The 20,818-nt window shown below is 66.1% G+C and carries 20 protein-coding genes and 1 tRNA gene; 7 read left to right on the forward strand and 14 right to left on the reverse strand.

All coding sequences use genetic code 11. The features are described 5' to 3' along the window. From QXH22_RS29345 to QXH22_RS29360, 4 genes are read right to left on the reverse strand one after another with little or no spacing between them, the layout of a single operon-like run. Nucleotides 1-1,035, reverse strand: coding sequence for a CaiB/BaiF CoA-transferase family protein (locus QXH22_RS29345; protein ID WP_306247880.1), 1,035 nt, complete (start codon nucleotides 1,033-1,035; stop codon nucleotides 1-3). Further along, nucleotides 1,032-1,988 carry an LLM class F420-dependent oxidoreductase gene (locus QXH22_RS29350; protein WP_306277761.1) on the reverse strand — a complete coding sequence of 319 codons (957 nt, stop codon included), beginning with the start codon at nucleotides 1,986-1,988 and terminating at the stop codon, nucleotides 1,032-1,034. The genes QXH22_RS29345 and QXH22_RS29350 overlap by 4 nt, the downstream gene beginning before the upstream one ends. Further along, nucleotides 1,973-2,398 (reverse strand): cobalamin-dependent protein, encoded by a 426-nt coding sequence (locus tag QXH22_RS29355; RefSeq protein WP_306247876.1) that lies wholly within the window; start codon nucleotides 2,396-2,398, stop codon nucleotides 1,973-1,975. Before QXH22_RS29355 ends, QXH22_RS29350 begins: the two co-directional genes overlap by 16 nt. Beyond that, on the reverse strand, nucleotides 2,399-3,976 hold the full coding sequence (locus tag QXH22_RS29360; protein WP_306277762.1) for a methylmalonyl-CoA mutase family protein: 1,578 nt from the start codon (nucleotides 3,974-3,976) through the stop codon (nucleotides 2,399-2,401). Between the two features lie 419 nt (nucleotides 3,977-4,395). Between QXH22_RS29360 and QXH22_RS29365 the strand changes: the two genes are divergently transcribed. Next, nucleotides 4,396-5,052 (forward strand): cutinase family protein, encoded by a 657-nt coding sequence (locus QXH22_RS29365; RefSeq protein ID WP_306248025.1) that lies wholly within the window; start codon nucleotides 4,396-4,398, stop codon nucleotides 5,050-5,052. Nucleotides 5,053-5,069: 17 nt separating this feature from the next. On the opposite strand, the gene QXH22_RS29370 is transcribed toward QXH22_RS29365, so the two are convergent. Further along, nucleotides 5,070-5,885: a methyltransferase domain-containing protein gene (locus tag QXH22_RS29370; protein WP_306277763.1), complete on the reverse strand. Its 816-nt coding sequence runs from the start codon at nucleotides 5,883-5,885 to the stop codon at nucleotides 5,070-5,072. Between the two features lie 92 nt (nucleotides 5,886-5,977). After that, nucleotides 5,978-6,721 (reverse strand): M15 family metallopeptidase, encoded by a 744-nt coding sequence (locus QXH22_RS29375; RefSeq protein WP_371934351.1) that lies wholly within the window; start codon nucleotides 6,719-6,721, stop codon nucleotides 5,978-5,980. 111 nt (nucleotides 6,722-6,832) lie between these two features. On the opposite strand from QXH22_RS29375, the gene QXH22_RS29380 reads away from it, so the two are divergent. Then, nucleotides 6,833-8,545, forward strand: coding sequence for a CocE/NonD family hydrolase (locus QXH22_RS29380; RefSeq protein ID WP_306247869.1), 1,713 nt, complete (start codon nucleotides 6,833-6,835; stop codon nucleotides 8,543-8,545). A 25-nt stretch (nucleotides 8,546-8,570) separates the two neighbouring features. Here QXH22_RS29380 and QXH22_RS29385 read toward each other — a convergent pair whose 3' ends face one another. Continuing rightward, nucleotides 8,571-9,203: a sensor domain-containing protein gene (locus tag QXH22_RS29385; protein WP_371934356.1), complete on the reverse strand. Its 633-nt coding sequence runs from the start codon at nucleotides 9,201-9,203 to the stop codon at nucleotides 8,571-8,573. Nucleotides 9,204-9,352: 149 nt separating this feature from the next. On the opposite strand from QXH22_RS29385, the gene QXH22_RS29390 reads away from it, so the two are divergent. Together QXH22_RS29390 and QXH22_RS29395 are read left to right on the forward strand one after the other, a co-directional pair. Further along, nucleotides 9,353-9,919 carry a TetR/AcrR family transcriptional regulator gene (locus QXH22_RS29390; protein WP_306277764.1) on the forward strand — a complete coding sequence of 189 codons (567 nt, stop codon included), beginning with the start codon at nucleotides 9,353-9,355 and terminating at the stop codon, nucleotides 9,917-9,919. A gap of 92 nt (nucleotides 9,920-10,011) precedes the next feature. Then, nucleotides 10,012-10,662 (forward strand): heme oxygenase (biliverdin-producing), encoded by a 651-nt coding sequence (locus QXH22_RS29395; RefSeq protein WP_306247863.1) that lies wholly within the window; start codon nucleotides 10,012-10,014, stop codon nucleotides 10,660-10,662. Between the two features lie 229 nt (nucleotides 10,663-10,891). Here the strand turns inward: QXH22_RS29395 and QXH22_RS29400 are convergent, their stop codons facing one another. After that, a complete protein-coding gene (locus QXH22_RS29400) occupies nucleotides 10,892-11,176 on the reverse strand; it encodes a GlsB/YeaQ/YmgE family stress response membrane protein (protein ID WP_306247861.1) in 285 nt (94 codons plus the stop codon). 194 nt (nucleotides 11,177-11,370) lie between these two features. On the opposite strand from QXH22_RS29400, the gene QXH22_RS29405 reads away from it, so the two are divergent. Both QXH22_RS29405 and QXH22_RS29410 read left to right on the forward strand, forming a co-directional pair. After that, the gene (locus QXH22_RS29405; RefSeq protein ID WP_306277765.1) at nucleotides 11,371-11,586 is read left to right on the forward strand and encodes a hypothetical protein; all 216 of its coding nucleotides are present in this window, start codon (nucleotides 11,371-11,373) and stop codon (nucleotides 11,584-11,586) included. 240 nt (nucleotides 11,587-11,826) lie between these two features. Next, complete coding sequence (locus tag QXH22_RS29410) at nucleotides 11,827-13,512, forward strand: PE-PPE domain-containing protein (RefSeq protein WP_306277766.1); 1,686 nt, start codon at nucleotides 11,827-11,829, stop codon at nucleotides 13,510-13,512. A gap of 62 nt (nucleotides 13,513-13,574) precedes the next feature. On the opposite strand, the gene fetB is transcribed toward QXH22_RS29410, so the two are convergent. The 5 genes from fetB to QXH22_RS29440 all read right to left on the reverse strand — a co-directional run bounded on the left by fetB (nucleotide 13,575) and on the right by QXH22_RS29440 (nucleotide 18,611). After that, nucleotides 13,575-14,393, reverse strand: coding sequence for an iron export ABC transporter permease subunit FetB (gene fetB / locus QXH22_RS29415; protein ID WP_306247857.1), 819 nt, complete (start codon nucleotides 14,391-14,393; stop codon nucleotides 13,575-13,577). After that, nucleotides 14,390-15,070: a phosphate ABC transporter ATP-binding protein gene (locus QXH22_RS29420; RefSeq protein WP_306277767.1), complete on the reverse strand. Its 681-nt coding sequence runs from the start codon at nucleotides 15,068-15,070 to the stop codon at nucleotides 14,390-14,392. Before QXH22_RS29420 ends, fetB begins: the two co-directional genes overlap by 4 nt. A 15-nt stretch (nucleotides 15,071-15,085) precedes the next feature. Next, complete coding sequence (locus tag QXH22_RS29425) at nucleotides 15,086-16,576, reverse strand: multicopper oxidase family protein (protein ID WP_306277768.1); 1,491 nt, start codon at nucleotides 16,574-16,576, stop codon at nucleotides 15,086-15,088. A gap of 109 nt (nucleotides 16,577-16,685) precedes the next feature. Further along, the gene (locus QXH22_RS29430; RefSeq protein WP_306277769.1) at nucleotides 16,686-17,462 is read right to left on the reverse strand and encodes an ArsR family transcriptional regulator; all 777 of its coding nucleotides are present in this window, start codon (nucleotides 17,460-17,462) and stop codon (nucleotides 16,686-16,688) included. A 1,081-nt stretch (nucleotides 17,463-18,543) separates the two neighbouring features. Next, nucleotides 18,544-18,611, reverse strand: a tRNA-Phe gene (locus QXH22_RS29440). A 174-nt stretch (nucleotides 18,612-18,785) separates the two neighbouring features. On the opposite strand from QXH22_RS29440, the gene QXH22_RS29445 reads away from it, so the two are divergent. Continuing rightward, on the forward strand, nucleotides 18,786-20,348 hold the full coding sequence (locus tag QXH22_RS29445) for a hypothetical protein (RefSeq protein WP_306277770.1): 1,563 nt from the start codon (nucleotides 18,786-18,788) through the stop codon (nucleotides 20,346-20,348). Here the strand turns inward: QXH22_RS29445 and QXH22_RS29450 are convergent. Next, the gene (locus QXH22_RS29450) at nucleotides 20,327-20,725 is read right to left on the reverse strand and encodes a hypothetical protein (RefSeq protein ID WP_183155430.1); all 399 of its coding nucleotides are present in this window, start codon (nucleotides 20,723-20,725) and stop codon (nucleotides 20,327-20,329) included. The genes QXH22_RS29445 and QXH22_RS29450 overlap by 22 nt on opposite strands. Nucleotides 20,726-20,818 lie beyond the last annotated feature (93 nt).

Consider the following 20,818-nt stretch of genomic DNA (forward strand, 5'->3'; position numbering starts at 1 on the left):
TCAGCCGATCTCCAATGCCGGCGGCGGTCGGTATCGAGGCTCGTAGTCCGACACCCGGATCGGGCTGCCGACCAACCGGAAGTCGCCGGCCTGCACGACGACTTCCGGAGTCGCTGCCAGAGCCTCGGGCAGCGTGCGGACCGCCGCCGCCGGTACCCCGAGTTTGCGCAGCCGCCGTTCCCAGTTTGCCGCGGTATCGGTCGCCAGGGCCGCGGTGACTACGGCCAGTACCTCGTCGCGTCGTGCCACCCGCTGCGTCATCGTCCCGAAGCCGTCGATACCGGCCTCTTCCGCGAAGGACTTCCAGAATCCGTCGTGGGTGATGAACAGGGCGAGATAACCGTCGGAGGTCGGAAAAAGTTGAGCCGGAACGTAGTACGAGTGTGCGCCGTAAGGGCGCCGCTGCGGTTCGGTGCCGTCGTTGAGGTAGGCCGCCGCATGGTAATTGAGTTGCGAGAACATCACGTCGCGCAGCGACACGTCCACCTGGCCACCGCTACCGGACACGATTTTGGCCAGCAGACCCAGAGCTGCACACATTCCGGTGGAGTTGTCGGCCGAGGAATAGCCCGGCAGAGTCGGCGGTCCGTCCGGGTCGCCGGTCAGTGCGGCGATGCCGACGCTCGCCTGCACCACGTAGTCGAACGCCGGATCGTCCCCGCCGTTGAGCCCGAAGCCGGTGATGGCGACACACACGAGCTTGTCGTTGTGCTGCCTCAGGGCGTCGTAGGTGAGGCCCAGCCGGCGGATCGCCGATGGTTTCAGGTTCACCAGTAGCGCATGGGAATCCGCCGCAAGCTCGCCCAGACGCTGCTGCCCGCCCGTCGAATTCAGGTCGAGACAGATGCTGGACTTGTTGCGATTGAGGCTGGCGAAGTAACTGTCCCCGACCCCGCGGGAAATCTCGCCGCCGGCCGGCTCGATCTTGGTGATGTCGGCACCCAGATCGGCCAGCAGCATGGTGGCGTACGGCCCGGCCAGCATGGTGCCGACTTCCAGAATGCGAATCCCGGCCAGCGGCCCCGCTGCGCTCACCGCAACTCCGAAGCCAACTCGGCGATCATCTCGCGCGTCCGGCGTTTGGACGCGACGAGTTCGTCGCGGGTGTCACCGATGGGCAGGAGCCGCACCGACAAATCGGTCACGCCGGCGTCGGCGAAGCGCCGCATCCGGGCCAGAATCTGTTCCGGGTCGCCGGCCGCACACAGATCACCGACGTCGCGGGCGTCGCCGCGTTCGAGCAGGCGCTGGTAGTTGGGCGACACCTCCGCCTCGCCCAGGATTCGGTTGGCCCGTTCCTTGGCCGCTCCGACTTCCGCAGGCGCACAGAGGCATACCGGGATTCCGGCGACGATCCGCGGCGCCGGACGGCCGGCATCGGCGGCCGCCTTGGTGATCTTCGGCGCGATGTGATCACCGATCGCGCGCTCGTCAGCCATCCACAGCACCGTGCCGTCAGCCAGTTCACCTGCCAGTTGCAGCATCACCGGCCCCAGTGCGGCGACCAGCACCGGCATCGGGGGATCGGCCGCGAGAACCGTCGGGCTGTGCACCGCGAACGAATCGTTCTCGACGTCAACCGGTCCCGGCCCTGTGATGGCGGCGTTGAGCACCTGCAGGTAGTCACGGGTGTAGGCAGCCGGCTTCTCGTAGGCCAGTCCGAGCATGTCGCGGATGATCCAGTGGTGGGACGGACCGACACCCAGGGCCAGCCTGCCAGTTGCTACCGCATGCACGGAAAGTGCTTGGCGCGCAAGAGCGATGGGATGTTGGGCCTGCAATGGGACTACGGCGGTGCCCAGCTCGATGCGCGAAGTGTGCGCTGCCATCAGCGACACCATGGTCAGGCAGTCGAAGTCGTCGGGCACCTGCGGCATCCACGCGGTATCCAGTCCGGCCGCTTCAGCCCATTCGATGTCGGCGACCAGTTTGGCCACCTTCCGCGCCATGTCGCCGCGCTCGGCGCCGATCATCACTCCGACGCGCACGGTTCCTCCAGTGCGGGTTCGGGCGTCCCGGTGAGTGCGCGGATGTCGCGCACCAGCACGTCCAACTGCGTTCCGGTGGGAAACACCGCGGCAGCGCCGGCGGCCAGCAGCTTGGGCACGTCGGCATGCGGGATGGTGCCGCCGACCACGACGGCGATGTCCGCGGCATCGGCTGCCCGCAGGGCCTCGATGGTGCGCGCGGTGAGGTTCAGATGTGCGCCCGAGAGGATGCTCAACCCCACGACGGCGACGTCCTCCTGGACGGCGATCGACGCGATGTCTTCGATGCGCTGCCGGATACCGGTGTAGATGACCTCGAAGCCCGCGTCGCGCAGGGTGCGGGCGACGATCTTGGCACCGCGGTCATGTCCGTCCAGCCCGGGCTTAGCGACCAGAATCCTTGCGGCCATTCAGAACACCACCGGCTGCTGAAATTCGCCCCAGACCGCCTTGAGTGCGGAAACCATCTCACCCACCGTGCAGTACGCGTTGGCACAGTCGATCAGCTTGTGCATGAGATTGTCGGTTCCCTCGGCGCTACGTGCCAACGCCGCAAGTGCAGACTCGACTGCGGCGCTGTCTCTTTCGGCCTTCACGGTGGCCAGGCGCTTCAGCTGGAGGTCGCGCCCCTCGGCGTCGAGTTCGTAGCTGACGACGTCGGGTTCGGGCTCTTGTGACACGAATCGGTTGACCCCGACCACCGGACGGGCGCCGGACTCGATGTCCTGGTGGATCTTGTAGGCCTCGTCGGCGATCAGGCCCTGCAGGTAGCCGTCCTCGATCGCGCTGACCATGCCACCGTGCTGCTCGAGGTCGGCCATGATCTCGATGATGCGGGCCTCGGTCGCGTCGGTGAGCGCCTCGACGAAATAGGAGCCGCCCAGCGGGTCGGCGACCTGGGCGACACCGGTTTCATAGGCGAGGATCTGCTGGGTGCGCAGCGCCAGGGTGGTGGACTCCTCCGAAGGCAGCGCAAACGGCTCGTCCCACGCCGCGGTGAACATCGACTGGACACCGCCGAGCACCGCAGCCATCGCCTCGTAGGCCACCCGCACCACGTTGTTCTGCGCCTGTGGCCCGTACAGCGATGCGCCGCCGCAGACGCAGCCGAACCGGAACATCGACGCCTTGTCCTTACTGGACCCGTACCGCTCCCGCACGATCGTGGCCCAACGCCGCCGTCCCGCACGGTATTTGGCGACCTCCTCGAAAAAGTCGCCATGGGTGTAGAAGAAGAATGAGATCTGCGGCGCGAACTCATCGATGCTCATCCGGCCGCGTTCCACCACGGTGTCGCAGTAGGTGACACCATCAGCCAGGGTGAACGCCATCTCCTGCACCGCGGTCGCGCCGGCGTCGCGAAAGTGCGCGCCCGCCACCGAGATCGCGTTGAACCGCGGCACCTCCGCCGCGCAGAATTCGATGGTGTCGGCGATCAGACGCAGGGAAGGCTCGGGTGGCCAGATCCAGGTGCCCCGCGAGGCGTACTCCTTGAGGATGTCGTTCTGAATGGTCCCGGTGAGCTTGGCCCGCGGTATTCCCTTGCGCTCGGCGGCGGCGACGTAGAAGGCGAGCAGGATGGCCGCCGTGCCGTTGATCGTCATGCTGGTGCTGAGTTTGTCCAGCGGGATGCCGTCGAACAGGATCTCGAAGTCGGCCAGGGTGTCGACCGCGACACCCACGCGGCCGACTTCCTCACCGAAGTCGGGATCGTCGGAGTCGTACCCGCACTGGGTGGGCAGGTCCAAGGCGACCGACAAACCGGTACCGCCCTGGTCCAGCAGGTAGCGGTAGCGGCGGTTGGATTCTTCGGCCGTCCCGAACCCCGAGTACTGGCGGAAGGTCCACAACTTGCCGCGGTACCCGGACGCGAAGTTGCCCCGGGTGAAGGGGTACTCCCCCGGCGGCGGAGGCTCGGTGCGCCGATCCGCCAGGCCATACACCGGCGCAAGCGGGATGCCCGATGGGGTCTGGGCTGCGTTATCCATCGTTGCATAACGTACTTGCAAAAAAAGAGAATGCCAATACCACATACCTGAGCAGGTCAAATGTCGGATTTGCGGCCCGCGGCTGAGGACCCCGCGCGGGACTGATGGCCGCCTGGCGCCCGCCGGCGCCGGTGTGAACATGCGCACATTCGCGCCGCGGACATTGCCGGTCGACGGCTCGCCCTCGACGCCCGTCACGTGGGTAAATGCCCCGCGACCCGCGCTCCGGGGCCGATCGCGCGTGCCCTGCGGCGGTCCGGCGGGTGAATTAGGCTCAGCACGCGCCTGAAGAACCCCGGAACAAACTGCTCCCGCCACAGGTTCGTAATCGGCGGACCTCCCGACGAAAAGAGCCGACCTTGAGCTGCAGTAGATTGCCCGCGCTGTCGTTACCACCGGTGGCCGCCTGGCTGGCCGCGATGGTGATGTCCGTGGTGGCCCTCGTCGGATCGTCAGGCGTCGCACCACGAGCCGCCGCCGATCCCGGCTGCCCCGACGTCGACGTGGTGTTCGCCCGCGGCACGTTCGAGGCGCCCGGCGTCGGCGCCACCGGTCAGGCGTTCGTCGATGCGCTCAATGCACGCCTGGCCGGCAAGACCGTGGGCGTGGATCCGGTCAACTACCCGGCGTCGCTGGACTTCGGCCGGGCGGTCGACGGCGTCGCCGATGCCAGCAGCAAGGTCGAAGCCACCGCGGCCAATTGCCCGAACACCAGGATCGTCCTGGGTGGCTATTCCCAGGGTGCGGCCGTCGCGGCGTACACCACCACCGACTCCGTTCCGGACGGCGTTGCCCTGCCCGACGGGATCGGGCCCATGCCGCCCGCGGTTGCCGCCAAGGTCGCCGCCGTGGTGCTCTTCGCGCCGCCCTCGGACGGGTTCTTGCACCTGGTGGACCGCAGCGCGCCCCCCATCAACATCGGACCTCTGTACGCCGCCAAGACCCTGCAACTGTGCGCCGACGGGGATCCGGTGTGCGCGCCGGGCGGGCGTGACCGCGCCGCCCACAGCTCCTACCGGGACAACGGAATGGCCAACCAGGCAGCCGACTTCACCCGCAACGCGCTGGCACGTTGAGCCTCAAGGGCTAAACCTCAAGCGCGACAGAGCACTTCCCCGTGCGGGATACCCAGCCACCCGTCGGGCGCGGCGGTCCAGGCTAGCCAGGCCGCCGAAATCTCTTCCAGCTCTGCATAATCCGCAAGTCCCGTGTTCACCAACTGGCGGGCCAGGTCAGATTGCAGGATGCGGTCGGCCCACATGCTGCCCCACCACTGCCTGGTTTCGGCCGTCGCGTAGCACCACATCCCGGCGGTCGCAGTGATGTCGTCGAAGCCGGCCCGCTGTGCCCACGACAACAGCCGGCGGCCCGCGTCGGGTTCGCCGCCGTTCGCGCGCGCCGCCTTCTCGTACAACTCGAGCCACCGGTCCAGCAACGGAATGCGGGGAAACCAGGCGAATCCGGCGTAGTCGGCGTCTCGGGCGGCGACGATGCCGCCCGGCACGCAGACCCGCCGCATCTCGCGCAGCGCCTGCACCGGGTCGGCCACGTGCTGCAGCACCTGATGGGCGTGGACGACGTCGAACGTGTCGTCGGGAAACTCGAGCGCGTGCACGTCGGAGGTGACGAAGGAAACGTTCGACGCGTTGCGTCGTTGCGCCTCGGCCCGCGCCAGGTCCAGTGCGTCGTCGGTGAGTTCGACCGCCGTCACCGATCCCCCGGGACCGACGCGGGTTGCCAGATCGACGGTGATCGTTCCCGGGCCGCACCCGACGTCGAGCAGGGACAGCCCCGGCCGCAGATGCGGCAGCAGGTAGCCCGCGGAGTCCTCGGCGGTCCGTCGCCGGTGACTGCGCAGCACCGACTCGTGATGCCCGTGTGTGTACACGGCTCGATGTGCCTCGCTCACGACGACCACTCCTCACAGGCTCGGTAGGTGGGCGACCCCAGCCTAGCGCTTGTGATCAGATTATGAGACTGATAACTCACTATGTGAGACAGCTAGTCGAGGGGGACATTGAGAATCGGCCGTTGCACGCCGGCGCCGGGTCCGTCGAAATGCCACCACTCTCCGGAATAGACGGTCAGACCCCCGTAGTTCATCGCGTCCCGTAGTCGCTTACGGTTGGCCTGGGCTTCGGTACTGACCTCTTGAGTCGCGAAAGCGTTTGCGCGCGAGGTGAAATCGTCGAAATCGGTACCCATGTCGGCAAGGCAGATTCCGCTGACCAACTGCTGGGCCGGGCATTGCGACAGTCCGCCCGCATAGGTGACATCGACCGAACGCCCTGCCTCGTGGCTGGTTGCGTACGGACCGGGCCGCGCCACCCAGGCCGGGTTCGGCACGATCTGAAACATCTTGACCTGCACATCATGTGAGCGATAGCAGTCCCAGAAGACCAGGACGTGCCCCTGCGGACGCAGCGCGTTGGCTGCGGCGGCCAGACCCGGCGCCATGGACTGGTGCACGAGGCACCGCGCATCAGCGGGATACAACTGCGTCTTGGTGAAATTGTTCGTCGTCGCATACCGCAGATCGATGATCGCGTCGGGAACCACGGACCGGACGTCCACGAACTGGGCGGCGTGTGCCTCCTGGCTCAGCGGCGGCACACCGGGGCCGGACGGAGCAGTGGTGTTGACGGGCCGAACGGCCATCGAGGCGGACCGCCCGGACTGGCAACCGGCAGACGCCGCGACAAGCGCAGCCGCGACGACCACCAGCAGAGCCTTGCGACAACGCATCCCACCATTGTCCCGGCCCGTCACCGCCCGCCGGCAGCGCCACGCCAGCGGCGAGCTCGACGGCAGAAAATTCCTCTTGCGTTGAGATTAATCTCAACGTAGCGTGAAACTATGACGATGGCACTCAACGGTCCGCAGACCACCGGCCGGGAATACCGCAACCTCAGCGAGCCGCAGTATCGCCGCCGGCGGGATGACAACGTGCCGATCGCCATGCGGGACGGCACCACGCTGCTGGCCGATGTGCACCGGCCCGACGCGCACGGCCGCTTTCCCGCGCTACTGGCCGCCTCACCGTATCCGCGCCAGATGCAGGATTTCGGCGCTCCGGCCGGATTCATCGAGGCCGGCGTGACCGACTTCTGGGTGCCACGCGGGTATGTGCATGTGATCGCCAATCTGCGCGGCACCAATGGTTCCGGCGGCACTTTCGGCTTCGCCGACCCCCAGGAGCGCCGGGACCTGTACGACCTCGTCGAGTGGGTCGCCGCTCAGCCGTGGTGCGACGGAAACGTCGGCATGCTCGGCATCAGCTACTTCGCCGTGTCCCAGCTCGAGGCGGCCGTTGAGCGCCCGCCCCACCTCAAGGCGATCTTCCCGGTCGCGGTCACTGCGGATATCTACGAAGCCGCCAGTCACCACGGCCTGTTCAGCTCAGCCTTTGTCACCCCGTTCCTGTCGATGATCGGCCTGACCTCCGAGCGCAGCGACAAACTCTGGCGCAGCCTTCCCGTGAGCCTGGCGCGCCGGGTGCTGCACACGCCGCGGCTGCACAAGAAGTTCGCCACCATGAACGGCGAGGCCGCGGTCACCATGCTGCGCCAGCTGATGAAGCTGCCGCACGACCCGCACCCGTGGGACGAGCTGTGGCTCGACGCGGCGGTCAACCACCCCACCCACGACGAATGGTGGGATCAACGAAACCTGCTGCCGCTTCTCAAGGAAGTCGACATCCCGGTGTATCTCGGGTGCGACTGGGAGAACGTGCCGCTGCACCTGCCGTCGACATTCGCCGCGTGGAAGGGCCTGTCGGACAACGCCTGTGTGCGGATGGGGATGCTGGGGAAGTTCGGACTGACCTGGCCGTGGGAGAGCATGCACACCGAGGCGCTGGCCTGGTACGACCATTGGCTCAAGGGCCGCGACACCGGCATCCTCGAGGGACCGGCCGTCCGCTACTTCCTGCCGGGCGCGGACGAGTGGCGTACCGCCGAATCGTGGCCGCCGCCGGAGGCCGCCCATCGGGAGTTCGCCCTGCGCGCCGACGGCGACCTCGGCGAGGACGAAGGCAAGCCGGGCTCCCGCGACTATCTGGTGCTGGGTGCCGGTCTCGGCCGCACCAAGCCCAGCCCGATCGACCCACCCGCATTACTGACCTGGACCAGCGCCCCGCTCACCCACAGCCTCGACGCCGTCGGCGACTTCGAATTGCGCCTCGTCGCATCCGCTACGGCAATCGACACCGCCTGGATGGCGACCCTGCAGGACGTGGGCCCTGACGGCGAGATCACCGATGTGACCGCAGGGTGGCTACGCGCCAGTTTGCGGGAGGTCGACGAGTCGGCCAGCCGCCCCGGCGCTCCGGTGCTGCCGTGCCGAAACCCGCAGGCGGTGCCGATCGGGGAGGACGTGGAATATCGAATCCCGTTGGTGCCCAACGCTCGACGGTTCCAGTCCGGCCACCGAATTCGGCTCGTACTCACCAGCGATGATCAGGATCGGTCCACTCCGGCGATCATGAACTTCCGTCACGCCAGCGTCGGCACCAGCAGCCGCAACACCGTTCGCTCGTCGTCGCGATTGCTGATCCCGGTACTCGGTTAGCGGGTCGCGATGATCGAAGCCCGCGCTACCCGACGCGCTCGGTCGCCGTCTGCAAGATGGTCCGGGCGATCTGGTCGGCCGGTTCGAGCCCCAACACTCCGACGGACATCAATACCGCGGACTTCTCCCGGTACACGTGGCTCCACGCGCGGGCAGTGATCCGCACGGTGGCCGAATCCGGCCGGTCGAGGGTGAAGTCGTAGCGGGGGTCGCCCAGCGCGGCACACGCCTGCAGCGAGGTATCGAGCTGGTGCAGGACACCCCGGGCGGTGCTCGAGTCGGGGTAGACGGCGACGGCCTGACTGACCGTCTGAATCATGGCCGGACCGCCGGGCTTCAGGTCGTCGGTAATGCCGTGATAGCCCGCACTGCGGAATTCCGACCAACCGGTGCCGAAGGTGACATCGCTGATTCCGGCGGCCCGGCACGGTCCCGGCGCATTCATGTCACCGGCCGGCGGTTGCCGCAGGTCCGCATGCGAATGCGCGGTGAGTTCCTCGTAGTTGGCGATGCGACGGACTTCTTCAATGCTGACGATCAGCGCATCGGCACGGGAAACGGCTGGGGTGGCGGGCTGAGCCGCGGTGCGGTCGGGAGAGCAGCCCGCGACCGCCAACACCAGCAGGCCCGCTGCCAGACCTCGTAATGGCCTCATCATCGATGACGTCATGACAAGCCGTTTTCTGCGGATTGCGGTCCGCGTTCGCGACGCAGTAGCTGCGACGATGCCCCGGGCGAGCGCACCCGCCCCTGTCCCCTCTTCTCGGTTGCCCGCTGACCATCCTACGTTGGGGTTAGAGTCGCCGCGTGCCCAAGATCAGCGCCTCCTCGGTAGAGGAGCACCGCGAGCAGGTACAGCGACGCGTCTTCGAAGCCTTCGCCCGCCTGATGGTCGACCACAGCTTCGATGCGATCACCATGGCCAAGCTCGCGGCGGCGGCGGACATCGGCCGCACGGCGATCTATCACCACTTCGCCGACAAGGAAGCGGTGGTCGTCGCGTTCGCTTCGCACGAGACCAGCCGCTACATCGACGGCCTGCGGGCCGACCTGGCGGGCGTCGACGACCCGGCGCAGCGCCTGATCATCTACATCAGGTACCAGCTCAAGGCCGGCGAGCAGTTCCACATGGGCCTGGGGCCTCAGCTTTACGGCGCGCTGTCACGAGACACCATGCGCGCCATCCGCCAGCATGTCGTCGCTATCGAGGATGTGCTGGGCGAGATTCTGGCCGACGGCGTGGGGGTCGGGCGCTTCGTCATCGAGGACCGGGCCGCCACCATCTCGCTGATCCACGCCTGCCTGGGTCCGCGGGACCTGCCGTCGGCGACGATCGAGCGATTCGTGCTGCGCGCGCTGGGATCCGCGCCGTAGCGACGAGCGAGTCCGGCAGGGATGTGGTACGTTTCTGACAGATTGTCAAAATCTTTTGATTCAGACTCTTCGGGATGAGACTAGGGGCCGACATGCGACCGAGGACTGCCGAGGCTGTCCGCCCCTTCTCCGTTGCGATGAAGGAAGGCTCGGCGGCCGAGCACGAGGCGGCAGAACAATCGCCCTTCGTGTCCGAGTTGCTCTCCGGCCGGGTCAACCGCCGGGGCTACGCCGACTACCTGCTACGGCTGCGGGTGATCTACGAAGCACTCGAGGCCGCGGTGCGGGCCCGCCGCGACGACCCGTTGGTCGCCGCCGTCTACGACCCGTCACTGGAGCGTCTGGCGGCCATCGACGCCGACCTGGACTTCTGGGCCCCGGCGGCCGACCGGCACATCGACTCCCCCGCCGCCCGGACGTATCGAGACCGGCTGACGGGCGCCTCCTGGGGTGGCACGCTGGTGGCCCATCACTACACCCGCTACCTCGGCGACCTGTCCGGTGGACAGGCGATCGGAAAGATTCTCGACCGTACCTTCGGGCTGGACGGGGCGGGCTTGGCGTTCTACAACTTCCCGGTGCGCGCCAAGCCGTACAAAGATGCCTACCGCGCCAGGCTGGACGGGCTCGCACTCGAGGACGATGCCATCGATCGCGCGGTCGAAGAGGTGCGGGTGGCATTCACGCTGAACCAGGCGTTGTTCACCGAACTCGCGGAGAAGCTGCCGGACTATCGGCGCTGAGGCCTGACCGTCAGTCCGAGGCCATCGCTTCGTCAAATTTTATTGTGGCGCTTTCCTTTTCCAGGTGGTCGTAGATTACCTGGACAGTGGATGGCCAGAAAAGCCGCACCTCGCCGACGGCTGCATCGATAGCGCCGTCGACGAGGTGCGGATCGCCTTCAGTCTGCGCAGGGCAGTGTTGTGCAGACCTGCCGGCCTGGTTGCACTGACCTGGTGGTGCAGCCCGGCCTCAGCGGAAGGTGCCGGTCCGGGTGCGGCGCCCGGTGACCGCCTCGTAAGCGGCAATGAAGAGGACCGCAAGCCCCACTCCGATGAAGAACGGGATCCAGGCGATTCCACCGTTGGCGTTTGCGTATCCGAAATGGCTGGCGATAGCCGATCCGAGTAACCCGCCCGCAGCGCCGAGAAGGACCGTCATGATCATGCCCACGTTTTGCTTACCCGGCATGACAACACGCGCCACGACACCAATGATTGCGCCGACAACAAGAGCCAAGACAATTGTTCCGACCATTTCAGACTCCTGACCTGAGGGCGCCCCTGGCGGGCACCACTGCGTTGCGGGTTCCCGGATTCTGCAGGCTTATAACCACCCCTTTGGGTGTATTCGCGCGGACCCTTTGATGCGCGCCACAGCGGGTTTACCCGCCACAGGGCCGGGGTAGACCGCGCTTGGTCCGGCACACATCTCTCGAGGAGTCGCAGCACATGGTCACCAATATCTGCCCCGCGTGCGGCTACCCCACCCTGCACCCCACGCTGTGTGCCTTCTGCTGCCCCAGCGACTCACCGTCGACCGGCAATCACGGAATCGGGCGGATGTCCTTCACCCGAAACTTCGAACCGTCCTGGATCACGCGGCGCGACTCGGACTCCTATTCGCCCGCACGTGTCAGCGCATGGCCCGGCCCGATTGCCAGCTGACTGGTCTGTTGCGAACCCCGCCGACAAACTGCTGCAAAAATCAGGCATTTTCCGTGTGATTGAATGCCGGGAGCGGAATCCACTGTCGCGAATCCGAAAGACACAAAGCAGCGACATCCGGCGCAACGGGTTGCTTTGTGCCAGCTGAGAATTGGCTGGACAGAGCTTAAGTAACGGACGATCCCGCCGTCCCCTCCCGGTCGCACGTGGCAGTGTGTTTGTGGTGGGGGAGATGAGCGAGTGACATACGTGCTGACGCATCCGCAGCTCTTGGCGACCGCGGCAATGGATGTGACGTCCATTCAGACGTCGCTCAACGCGGCCATGGCGGCAGTGCCCGCGACAACGGACCTGGCTGCCATGGCCGCCGACGAGGTATCCGAAGCGGTCGCCAGTCTGTTCAACACCTTTGCCCGCCAGGGTCAGGCGGCCATGGCGCAGGTCGCAGCCTTTCCGGACGACCTCACCAGGGCGCTGGCCGCGGCGGCATACTCCTACGAAAGTGCGGAGGCCGCCAATCTGAGCGGGCTCGCCGCTCCCCTGACCGGCGGCACGACTGCGCTGACCCAAGCCGTCGCGGCTGGGCCCTACGTCACCCTGGTGATGGGCGGCAGCGGAACACCCATCCCGCCAGCAGATTTCGTCGCCAACGTGGTGAGCCGGTACGTCACACCGAATCTCCCGGCCGGGCTCGTGCAAGCCCTCTACCTGCCTGCCGGCGAGTATCCGGACAGCGGCATCAAAGATCTGACTTCGGATGTGTCGATAGCCCGCGGCGTCGAAATTCTCACCACCACAATCCAACAGCAGCTCGCCGCCGGGAACACCGTCAACGTCGTCGGTTACTCGCAGAGCGCCAATATCGCCGCACTGGCGATGCAGCAGCTGAACCCGACCGGAACGCCGAGCTCACTGCCGATAAACTTTGTGCTGCTGGGGAATTCGATGAATCCCAATGGCGGCTGGGACGCCCGTTTTCCCGGTCTGAGTTTCCCGAGCCTGGGGTTCACAGCCCTGGGTGCGGCACCGAGCAATTCATTCCCCACGACCTCGTACACGATCGAATACGACGGCTGGGCCGACTTTCCTCGATACCCGATCAATATCCTGTCCGACCTGAACGCTCTTTTCGGCATGGTGACCGTGCACGGCGGCTACGACACTCTCACTGCAGCACAACTTGATTCCGCGATCCTCCTGCCCACCCAAGGACCGACCACCAGCACCTACTACATGATCCCGACCCAGGATCTGCCACTACTGGAGCCGCTGCGCTTCATCCCCTACATCGGCGACCCGGCCGCCGATGTCCTGCAACCGATCCTGAGACCCTTGATCAACTGGGGGTACGGCGACCCGAACTACGGTTGGTCTACCGGCCCCGCCAATGTGCCGACGCCGTTCGGATTCCTGCCGCCCCCTGAGGCCACCATTGCCCTGGGGCCGGCACTGCTCAACGGATTTCAGCAGGGGATCCTCGCCGGGACCACCCACCTGTCCACCATGGCACCTCCGACTTTCCCACCGCTGCCGTCACTTTCGGATGCTGTCACGTCGATGTCCGCGGGCCCCGGCACCTTCACTCTGCCCAGCGTCACCGATCTACTGCGCAATATTCAGGCGGCGAACACACAGCTCGTCGGGTCGTCGACGATGGCCCTCTCTACCGCGTACTCGACACTGCTGCCTACTGCGGATATCGCCACTGCCGCGCTGATCTCGTTACCGTCCTATGACTACAACCTGTTCCTGGACGGGATGATTCAGATGTTCAACGGGCAGCCCGTCGAAGGACTGGTGAACGCGATCGGCAATCCGATCGCCGCGAACATGGGGTTGCTGCCATTCCTGTTGGGTCTGGAATTGGCCAGTGTCGCGCTGGCGGGCGATTCGATTCTGACGGGAACGCCTTTCCCGAGCACCTGATCGGAAAGTGGCGCAGCATGTTCCGCGGACGGCGCAACAGCGCACCTTGGGCACCGGTGAATTCAGGCCGCCGATCGGTTGTTTCGTTTGCGCGGCGGGGCGACTTCCGGCCGCCGGGGCAGCGGACGCAACCGGTGGTCCGGCGTGAAGATCTGGCGCAGCAGCCCGAGGGCGATGACCACGGTGGTGGTGGCCGTCGAGCCGAGCACGAGAAACATCACCACGGCTTGCACCAGAACGGCCTGCAGCGGTGGCACACCGGCCAGGATGAGTCCCGTCATCGCGCCGGGCAGGAAGACGAGCCCGGTGGCCTTGGTCGACTCGATCTGCGGCGTGAGCGCCGAGCGCAGGGCCGTTCGCACGTAAGGTGTGGCGGCTTGGCGGGAAGGCTGGCCGAGCGCGAGCCTGGCTTCGACCTCGTCGCGTTTGTCGCGCAGCTCATCGACAAGCCGGCGGGCCACCAGTACCACGGCGGTCATGGAGTTGCCGATCATCATGCCGACGATCGGTACCAGGGTGCGGCTCTGCAGCGGGAAGACCCGCAGTCCGAACACCACACCGAGGGTGACCACCGCGGCGGCCGCGAAGGCGACGACGGCCAGTCTGCCGAGCCGGGGCACCTCAGGAACGCGGCGGCGCGCGACGTCGCCGGCGTAGAGCACCATGCCTGCGGTCCAGGCCCATGACCACCACAGGGAACGGCCCGGCTGCAGGAGCCAGGCCAGCACCACCCCGACGATCAGCAGTTGCGTCAGGGCGCGCGCCGCGGCCCAGAGCACCTGCCGCTCCAGGCCCAGCCGCTGCCACAACGAGATCCCGGCGGCGAAGCCGACCAGCGCCAGTGACATGGCCAACCCGGCCCACGACACCGGCCCGTTCACTGCGACACCTGCCCGGGACCGGCGTGCACGGGCGTGATTCCCAGGCAGCGCCCGCGCTCGATACGCAGCACCCGGTCGGCGATCCGGGCCACCTGTTCGGCATCGTGGCTGACCCACAGCGCCGACAGCCCCGTCTCGGCCAAGTCCCGTACAGCCTGCTCGATCACCCGCGCGGCCACGGCGTCATCCGACGACGTGGGCTCATCCAACAGCAACACGTGTGGTCGGGCAATCAAGGTGCGGGCCAGGCACATTCGTTGCGCCTCTCCGCCCGACAGCGCGGTCGCGTCGCGGTCCAGCCACGAGCCGGTCAACGCCACCCGGGCCAGCATTTCTTTCATCTGCGCCTCGCTCGCGTCCGGCTCTGCGACGCGCAGGTTGTCGGCCACCGTGCCGGGAAACGGGGTCGGGCGCTGAAAACACATGCCGACCTCGCGGCGCAGCCGCAACGGATCGAGATCGGCGATGTCCGTTCCCCGGAACAGCACCCGTCCACCGGTGGGCACGTCGAGTCGATTACACAGCCGCAGCATCGTCGACTTGCCCGACCCTGACGGCCCGAAAACTGCAGTCACCCCACCGTCAGGCACCACGGCATCGAACCCATCGAGGGCTCGCACGCCGTCGCGCTCCACCACAACGCCCTCAAAGGCGAACAGGGCACCTTCGCGTCCCACCCACGTCACCTCCGTTCAGTTGACCTTCAGCAGTGTCATGAGGCCGTAGTCCATGTGGATCTGCTGGTGACAATGCAGTAGCGACAGGCCCGGCTGGTCGGCGACGAAGTCAACCTCCATCGTCTGGTAGCCGCCCAGCATGACCACGTCCTTGCGCACGCCGCTCGTCGGGGTCCCGGCGAAGCGCGTGATCTCAAACGTGTGCCGGTGCAGGTGCATCGGGTGCATGTCGTCGGTGGCGTTACGAAAGCGCAGTCGGTACCGCTTGTTCATCTGCAGGTCCAACACCGGACCGTCCATGGAGAACGGCGTGCCGTTGAACGTCCAGACGTTGAAGCCGCTGTCGGCGGCGTTGCGTTTCTCGATCAGCAGGTCGAGGGTCTGATCCGGTGGCGCCACCGGCGCCGGGCGGGGCGGGGCGAAGAGTCGGTAGTCCCAGGTGAACTCGGGGGGTGGCAGCCACCGCGGATCCCCGCTCTGTCCGGCATACTCCACGACGATGCCCATTCCATGGCCGCGGTCGTCGTCGGACAGGTCACCGAGCACCCATACTCCGGGATTGGTCATCGTGACGATTGCCGAAATCCGCTCGGCCGCACCGAGCCACAGCACCGGCACCGTCGCGGGGTGGGGAACCGGGTTGCCGTCCAGGGCAATCACCTCGAAGCCGTGTCCGGGCAGCGCGAGGCTGCGGGTCTCGGTGGCGCTGCCATTGAGCACGTGCAACAGCACTCGCTGGCCGGTCCGCACCCGGATGGGGTCGCCGTGGCCGAGCATGCGCCCGTTGATAGCGAACGCGCCGTAGCTGACCTCGTATCCGTGCGGGTCACCGCGGTTCAGCGACGCGTTCATGGCGGATTCGCCTTTTTCATTGAGGTCGGGGTCTTCGTCACCGGCCAGAAATGAGGCGGCCATGTCGCCTCCGCGGCTGAAGACGGGCTGAAATTCCTTGAGTGTCAGAAAGATTTCCTGGTCGTAGCGTCCCGGGTTCTCTTTGGGTTCGATAAAGACCGGGCCGACCAGCCCGCTGTACTGCCCCCGCGAGAGATCGGCGCGCGGCACGACGTGGGTGTGATAGAAGCGGAAACCGGCCGGTCCTGGGATGAAGGAAATCCGCCGCATACCATGCGCGGGAATGTCCGGCGTCCCCTCCTCGGCGGCACCGTCGACATCGACCCCGACGTGCTGGCCGTGCCAGTGCAACTGCTCGGGAGTGCCGGTGTCGTTGTAGATGTCCACCCAGGTCCGTTGGCCCTCTTTGAATCGCACGAGCGGGCCGGGGAACTGGCCGTTGTAGAGCACGGTGGACACGATCTGATCGGGCGCCAATTCCACCGTGCCGGTGCCGATTCGCAGCGTGTAGTCCGGTTTACCGCCAGGCGGGGACGGTGGCGCAGGCCGAGAGCAGCCCGATGCGACGCCGGCCAACCCGGCCGCACCGCCCGCGGCGAGCACGGCGGCGGTACCGCTGAACTTCAGGAAGTCGCGCCGGGTGCCGCTGCTCATTTCGCCCCGGCGGAGGTGAACAGTTCGTCCGGGTTGCTGGACGGGTCATCGAGCACGATCTGGCGCCGCCCGGGTCCGGCGAGGTGGGTGGTGGAGAAGTCGGTGGCAGTCACAATGCTTCTCCCCCAATGTTTTTCGGGCACGACGTCATGGCTTGAGCGAGGTAGCGGATGCGATCGTGCAAGTCGGCCGCCACCGCACGGAAGGCCGCATAGCCCGCCCGTCCGGAGCCCGCAGTAGCCGGATCCGCGACGCTCCAATGGATGGCTTGCCCGCCGGGAAACTCGGGGCAGATCTCGCGAGCCTTGTCACACACGGTGATGACGTAGTCGAACCGACGCCTGCATAGCTCCTCGAGGTGCTTACTGCGCCGGCCGGTCACATCGATCCCGTACTCGCGCAACACTCGGAATGTGTTGGGATGGATCGGTTTTGGACTGGACCCTGCACTGGCCACCCGTGCCCGCCGACCGGCGGCCTGCTGCAGCAATGCCTCTGCAATCTGCGAGCGGCTGCTGTTGCCGGTGCACACGAACAACACACGCACCGGAGTTGACCCGCGAGCGGGAACCGTCGGCGATGCAGTCGCCAACCCGGGGTGCAGCGCTGCACCCGTTGCGGCAAGCAGCTGTGCGCAGTGGACCAGCTCGATTCGGTAGTAGCTGTCGCGGCCGTCGGCCGAGCTGCGCCGCATCGACACCAACCCGCCGGCGCGCAGCCGGCCCAGGTGGTACGAGACCGCGTTCTGAGGTTGTCCGACCAACTCGGTCAATTCGCCCACACGCCGGTCGCTGCGCGCGAGTTCGGACAGCAGTCGCCAGCGCAGCGGCTCGCCGGCCAGCCGCAGAAATTCCGGGGGCGAGGCGTCTGCCGGCGACGTTTGCATCGACCCAAATTACATCAAGCTGGATTGATGCATACTGTCCAGGTGCGTTGACGAATGTGAAGCCGACGCTTCGGCCTGACTCTCCCCTGCCCGCGGCCGTTCACCCACCGGAACATGGTCGACGAGAAGCCCAAATGACGCATGCTGCCGGACCGGTCCGACGCCGAGGCTGGTGATGGACAACCTCGGCGGCTGTCCGCCCGGCATCACCGAGTTGCTGGTGCACGCGACCACTGTGGCTGGCCATCCCTAGGATGACTGGTTTGCGGGGACGAGGGCGCATTGCGGCGCTTGACGCCCCATCACCCCAACGCTGCGCCCGGGCGGAAGCAGCTAGGCACCGTCACGCGCGCAGCGGGTTGTGCAATCCGTCCGGCGCCGATGCACAGAGCTGGCAACCGCACCTGAAGTCACTCGCAAATCAGTCTTGTGACAAGGGGTATGCAAGGCGGCCCTGGCGGGTACGGTGGCGGAAACCCTTCGATGATGGTCGAGTTGGTCAGCGGGCTGTTTTGGTCGAAATACCAAGGGTGGCAGACGTTCATGTCCCAATTGGGCATGTTCTTCAGGATCGGGGAGCCCGGACACCATTGGTAGGTGCAGCTGTTGGTCGGGGTGGCTAACGTGCTTCCGTCCTGGCAGACCATCGGAGCGGGATCAGCGTGGGCGGTGCCTGTCGCCAGTCCCGAACCGACGAGCAGAGAGCCGACTGTAGTCAGACCCAAAACAGTTAATCGCAACATGCGATTAGTTCTAGTTGCCGCCACTTGCCAGAGGTTTGCAAAATTCTTGCGAAATTCCTGTCCCGCACCGCAATCGGCGGTCTTGCAGCCGAAGATGAACGCGTGGCCGCCGATACAGACCGGTCGGCGTCGTCAGGGGGTGGCACTGCCCGCAATGAGCCCGCCTCGACACCAGGCGCTCGAAGACCTGACCTGGCCCCGCCGACTTACCGTGATCTACATCACACTTACGCAAGCATGGCCCGAAAGTCGGGAGCTGAGGCCGAAACGCGAACACCCGAGACCGGACACATAACCCGACAACCGTGTCCATGAACCGGGTCTACACAGGCAGAACCTGGTGGCCAGGGGCGGGATCGAACCGCCGACCTTCCGCTTTTCAGGCGGACGGATTAGCCGCTGACCTGCGGTTTATCTGATTCTGTTCGTCGTATGCGCCGCATTGAGCTGCGCCGACGCATTCAGCCTGTCCGGCGAACGGACATAAACCGGACACGGTGCTTGCACTCCCTATCAGGAGCTCCCGTGCTGCCGCCTGAGTTGTGCGCGGTTGCGCGGGCTCCGGGGGGCAGGCATCCCGATGCCCAGCATCGCATCGTCAGCTGCCGTACCGACCCCCTCGACGCGGGACTCGACATCGGCATCACAACATCCGCCTTCGCGGCACGGTTCTGCCGGTGCCTCGGTTGACGGTAGGTCGCGAGCGCCCGAGGCCGCCCAGGCCGCAGGGCGCGAGAGCGCCAGTGGTCGGCCGGACGTCGACCGCGGCACCGGCCTCAACCCGGCCCGGGCCGGCGGGCTTGTTATATGTGCCGAAAATGTCCGCGGCTCGCTCGCCGACGGGGTCGCGACTGGCGATCTGCGGGCGATCGACGCATTGGGGCTGCGGTTCCCGAGTCCCGAGATGGTCACCGCGGCTGCGGCACTGTTCGAGCCGGCAGCACCGTGGGCTTCCGGTCCTGACCGTCGAGGCACCGAACCTGAATCGGGACGTTTTCGCATCACCGTCGGTCCCGGCGTCGTGCGACTCGGGTGGACCAATCCCGTCCGCGCCGAGAAAGCCGCCGAGCGGGCCGTTGGTCATCACCAACGTGACGTTGACGACGCGAAGCTGCAAGTCAGAAGCGACCTCGCCCTCGCTGCCGGGAACGATGATCAGGCCGTCGTGTCTTCGACACGACGGAGTCCTACGGAAAACGACCAGCACAGTTCCGGTGGTGTCATCACCGAGTGGTCCCGAAAATCACGGTCGGCGATGTGCCGCACCTTCGCCGAACTCGATTACAGCCCGCTAGTGGAGTCTGATCGTGTCCCGGCGATGGTCACGCTCACCTATCCGGGTGACTGGGAGGTCGTCGCACCGGATGGCGCCAGCGTGAAGCGGCACATGGTGTTGTGGCGCAAACGCTTTCAACGTGAATACGGTGAGTCTGCCCGCTACATATGGAAATTGGAGTTTCAGCGACGCGGCGCCCCGCACGTTCATCTCTGGATGGCTCCACCGATGTCACCGGGCCGCTCGGGCCGAGCATTCGCTCAATGGCTATCCGAGACTTGGGCACAGATCGTCGACCACCCTGACTCGGTGCAGAAGGCTCGCCACCGGCTCGCCGGAACCGCCATCGACGTGCGCAACGGGCTGAGAGCCTGCGACCCCAAACGGCTGGCCATCTACTTCACCAAGCACTCATCACCAAATCTGCACGGCGACAAGGAATATCAGCACATCGTTCCCGAACTGTGGCGGCAACCCGGACGCGGCCCCGGCAGATTCTGGGGCGTGTACGGACTCAAGAAAGCCATCACCGTGGTCGAGGTCGCTCAGGACGCATACATCGCTGCTCGCCGTATCGTCCGGCGCTGGTCACGCAACCAAGCGGTCTACGGCAATCCAGACAGCGGCTTCCCGACTGCCGTCGTGCCGCGAACGACTACCCGGCGGGTCCGCCGCGTCTGTCAGAACACCGGCGCCGTGACGCATCGGCGGGTACGACGACGGCGAACAATCTGCAATCAAGGCGGCCTTGCCGGCGGCTACGCGCTGGTCAACGACGGACCATCGTTCGCCTCCCGGCTCGCGACCGCCCTATTTGGTGCAGCTACGACGGCTCGCCCGTCGCCTCAGCGCGGGATTTGTGTGTGATTGCGCAGGACCTCGGTGGCTGCTTGCGCTGCTCCATTGGCCTCATGAAAAGCGCGCTTAGCTCCATCGAACGCCTCCAATACCTCAAGCCAATGATCGAAGTCGATCATCGACCGGTCCAGCTTGCCCGCCAGCGAGTGGACAATGTCGGCGATATGCGAGCCCATGAATGCCAGCCGATTGACGATGTGATTGACCACCGCGGGATCGCTCACGCGGGTTCCGAAGTCATCGATATTGCTGGCCAACGTGCACGTTTTCGAGTACAGGCGTTCTGATAGTGCGACAAAGGGCGCCGCTTCGCCCCATCGTGCGAAGTCGGGCACACCTGGTTCAAGGTCTTCGCTCGGAGCTGTGGGCCAGAGGTGTTTATCCATGGTCCAACCGTATGGGCGCAAGTACGCATTTCGCGACGCCCGACGGCTTTCAATTTCCCGACGAGTGGATTCCCCCGTAACCCGGGGGTTGCT

This window comes from Mycobacterium sp. TY814, assembly GCF_030755175.1.
Taxonomy (GTDB): Bacteria; Actinomycetota; Actinomycetes; order Mycobacteriales; family Mycobacteriaceae; genus Mycobacterium.